Below are 3,955 nucleotides of genomic sequence, written 5' to 3'. Positions count from 1 at the left end.
TAGAAGCAATAAATGAAATAAAGAAGGCTGAAGATAAGGCTGAAGAATTAATTCAAGAAGCAACAGCTAAGGCAAAGGAAATGTTAAAAGTTGCAAATATTCAAGCTGAAGATGAATATAACAAAATAGTAGAATCTGCTAACTTAAAAAAAGGTGAAACTATAAAAAAGGCTGAAGATGATGGGAATTCAGAGGCAGCACCTATTTTATCAAAAGGTGAAAATGAAGTAAGTGCAATTAGAAATATTTCTGAAGACAAGAAGAATAATGCTATTAATTTAATCGTTGAGAGGATAGTGAAGATTCATGGCAATAGTTAAGATGAAGAAATTCACTTTGCTTACCTTCGAATCTAAAAAACAAAAGCTACTAAAAGAAATTCAAGGCTTATCTGGAGTAGAATTTATAAATTTACAAGATGAAGAATTACAAGATAAGTATGAGGATTTAAAAGCTTTATCTAAAGACGATATGGATTTAGAGTGTATAAAATATGAAGAAAGTTTATCAAAAGCTAAATATGGTCTTGAGTTTTTAAGCAAATATGTTCCAAAGAAATCTGGAATTAAAGCTTTAAGAGAAGAAAAGCAATCATTAACATTAGATCAATTAGGTGAAAAGGTAAAATCATCTAACTGGATTAAAAGTTATGAAAAGGCAAAAGAAAAGGATGGACAATTAGCTGATTTAGATTCACAGGTAACTAAGTTACAAGCTGAAATTGATACTTTAATACCTTGGCAGGATTTGGATGTAAGCTTTAGTGAAATTAAATCATTAAAGAATACTTCTTATTATATAGGAGCTATATCAAAATCTTATGAAGATACCTTATTACAAGAGTTAACAAATGCTTATGTAGAAATAGTATCTAGAAGTACAAATGAAATTAATTTATTAATTTTAGCAAATAAGGAGCAGGATGAAAATATTTCTAATGTTCTTAGAAGTGTTGGATTTACTTCCTTTAAACCAGAACATGATGATGTACCTTTAAAGTTAATTTTAGACTTTAAGCATAAAATTGAAGAAATTCAATCTAAAAAATTCTTTGTAAAAGAAGAAATTGCAAATTATGAAGAGGATTTAAGAAATTTAGAAATTGCATATGATTATTTTGCTAGTAAAGTAGAAAGAAACAAAGTTGCAAAGAATTTCTTAAAAACTAAGAATATTAGTGCAATTCAAGGTTGGATATCAGAGGAAGATAGTGAACTCTTAACAGAAGCTTGTAAAAAGGTTCTTAAAGATGAATACTACATAGAGTTTGAGGATGTTAAAGAGGATGAGATAGATGATGTACCTATTAAATTAAAAAATGGAGAGCTTGTATCTGCATTTGAAAGTGTTACAGGTATGTATAGTTATCCGAAATACAATGAAGTAGATCCTACTCCACTTCTTGCACCATTTTACTTAATATTCTTTGGGATGATGGTAGCAGATGCAGGATATGGTTTAATAGTCCTAATAGGATCATTCTTAGCTCTTAAGTTCTTAAAGCTAAGTGATAGTATGAAGGATTTTGCAAAGTTCTTCTTCTACTTAAGTTTCCCAACAATATTTTTTGGGTTGATTTACGGATCATTCTTTGGTGATATAGTAAAACTTCCAACTCAATTAATTGATACAAATAAAGATGTTAATACTATTCTTATCTTATCTTTAGCACTTGGAGTAATTCAAATATTCTTTGGACTATTTATAAAGGTCTATAGTTTAGTTAAGATTGGTAAAAAGCTAGATGCATTACTTGATGCAGGATCATGGATAATTACATTAGCATCTATTGGTGGATTAGTTGCAACTAGTTTCTTAGACTTACCAAGTTTCTTAGGAACAGTATGTATAGTAACTATGATAATAGGTATGGTACTTATAGTTATAGCTGGAGGAAGAGCAGAAAAATCCTTTGGTGCTAAAGCAGGTCAAGGGTTATATTCTTTATATGGTATAACTGGATATGTAGGAGACTTAGTTTCATACACAAGACTTATGGCACTAGGACTTGCAGGTGGATCTATTGCTGGAGCATTAAATCTTTTAATTAATACTCTACCAGGAGTAGCAGCAATAATAATAGGGCCAGTATTATTTGTATTATTCCATATATTTAACTTAGGATTATCATTACTTGGAGCTTATGTTCATACAGCAAGACTTCAATATGTTGAATATTTCTCTAAGTTTTATGATGGCGGTGGAAGACCGTTTAATGCATTTAAAGGATCAGAAAAATATATAAGGATCAAAAGAAATTAGGAGGAATTATAAATGGAAATGTCATGGATTCAATATTTTATAGAAAATAACGGTGGATTAATTTTTGCAGCAATGGGAGTTGCATTAGCAGTTGGTTTAGCTGGTATAGGTTCAGCTAAAGGTGTTGGTATAGTTGGTGAAGCAGCTACAGGTTTAGTTACAGAAGAACCAGAAAAGTTTGGTAAGGCTTTAGTTCTTCAATTATTACCAGGTACTCAAGGGTTATATGGTTTCGTTATAGGTTTCTTAGTATTCACTAAGATGACTTCAGGAATGCCTTTAGAACAAGGATTATACTTATTAGGAGCTTGTCTTCCAATAGCTTTTGCTGGACTTTGGTCAGGTATAGCTCAAGGTAAGGTTGCAGCAGCTGGTATTCAAATATTAGCAAAGAACCCAGAACACAATACTAAAGGTATTATATTAGCAGCAATGGTTGAAACATATGCATTATTAGGATTCGTTATTTCATTTATGTTAGTAAACAAAGGATTCTAGGATTGGAGAGAATAGGCGATGGCAAATATTAATAATCTAACTTCAAAAATCCTTAGGGATGCTGAAGAAAGAAAGGAAAGCATTTTAGCTTCTGCTGAAGAAGAAAAGAATAAGATTCTTTCTAAAAAAGTAGCTAAAGCCAGAGAACTAGAAAAAGAAATAATACAAAAGGCTGAGGCTGAGGCTAAAACTAAAAAAGAAAGAATAATATCTTCTGCTTCTTTAAAAGTAAGAAACAATAAGTTATCTGCAAAACAAGAAGTTATTAAAGACGTTTTTGATAAAAGTGTAGATGTTCTAGCTGCTATTTCTGGAGATGATTTTTTAAGATTTATTAAAAGTTCAATATTATCTTTAGGAAAAATAGGAGAACAAAATCTTATTTTAAATAAAGCAGGAATGGAATTAGTAGACCTTACTTTTATATATGATTTAAATCAAGCATTAGGAGATAATGGTAATATAAAGTTAAGTCCTACTATAGGGAACTTTAAAGGTGGATTTATTCTTGAAAGTAATGGTATAGAAATAAATAACACATATGAAGCTTTAGTAAGTTCATTAAAGAATGAATTGGAGTTTGAAGTAGCTAATGTGTTGTTCAATTAAGGAGGGTAAGAAATGGATAAAATGAAGTTTACCCAAGCAGTATCAAGAATATGGGTTTTAGAAACTAAACTCCTTGATAAGCCAAAAGTTGAAAGAATGATTGAAGCTCCATCTGCAAGTGAAGTTCTTAGAATATTAAATGAAACAGAATATTCAAATGTATCATCAAATATAAAAAGAGCTGAGGACTATGAAGAAATTTTATCCGCAGAACTTAAAAGAGTATATGATTTAGTATATGAAATAAGCCCTGTTAAAGAAGTAGTTAAGATAATGAGTTTAAAATATGATTATCATAATGTAAAAGTTCTTTTAAAGGGAAAAGTTCTTGGAAAAGATTTATCTTCAATTATTATAAAGCTTGGAAATTTAGATTTACAAGAAATTAAACGTAAAATAGATGGAGATAATTATAAAAGCTTAAATGGAACTCTTGGAAAAGGAGTTCAAGAAGCTATAAGGGTCTTTGAAGAAACTAAAGATCCTCAAAAGATAGATATAATTATTGATAAATATATGTATAAAGAATTAGTAGAAATTCAAAAAAGCTTAGATTATAAGTTTATAGATAATTTAGTAAAAGCAA

The 3,955-nt window shown here is 29.6% G+C and carries 5 protein-coding genes; all 5 read left to right on the top strand.

All coding sequences use genetic code 11. From position 1 onward, the window contains the following. Positions 1 to 320, top strand: a 320-nt coding sequence (locus E6248_RS14170) for an ATPase (RefSeq protein WP_316341432.1), incomplete at its 5' end; no start/stop codon positions are given. Then, positions 307 to 2,262, top strand: coding sequence for a V-type ATP synthase subunit I (locus E6248_RS14165; protein ID WP_316341431.1), 1,956 nt, complete (start codon positions 307 to 309; stop codon positions 2,260 to 2,262). The genes E6248_RS14170 and E6248_RS14165, both read left to right, overlap by 14 nt. Positions 2,263 to 2,274: 12 nt before the next feature. Then, positions 2,275 to 2,760, top strand: a complete 486-nt coding sequence (locus tag E6248_RS14160) for a V-type ATP synthase subunit K (protein ID WP_156626381.1) — start codon at positions 2,275 to 2,277, stop codon at positions 2,758 to 2,760. Positions 2,761 to 2,778: 18 nt separating this feature from the next. After that, the gene (locus E6248_RS14155; protein WP_136006190.1) at positions 2,779 to 3,369 is read left to right on the top strand and encodes a V-type ATP synthase subunit E; all 591 of its coding nucleotides are present in this window, start codon (positions 2,779 to 2,781) and stop codon (positions 3,367 to 3,369) included. Between the two features lie 12 nt (positions 3,370 to 3,381). Continuing rightward, a partial coding sequence (locus E6248_RS14150; protein ID WP_316341430.1) for a V-type ATPase subunit occupies positions 3,382 to 3,955 on the top strand: 574 nt, incomplete at its 3' end.

It is taken from the genome of Clostridium sp. (assembly GCF_032552055.1).
Taxonomy (GTDB): domain Bacteria; phylum Bacillota; class Clostridia; order Clostridiales; family Clostridiaceae; genus Clostridium.
This window is presented reverse-complemented; position numbering and strand designations above follow the sequence as displayed.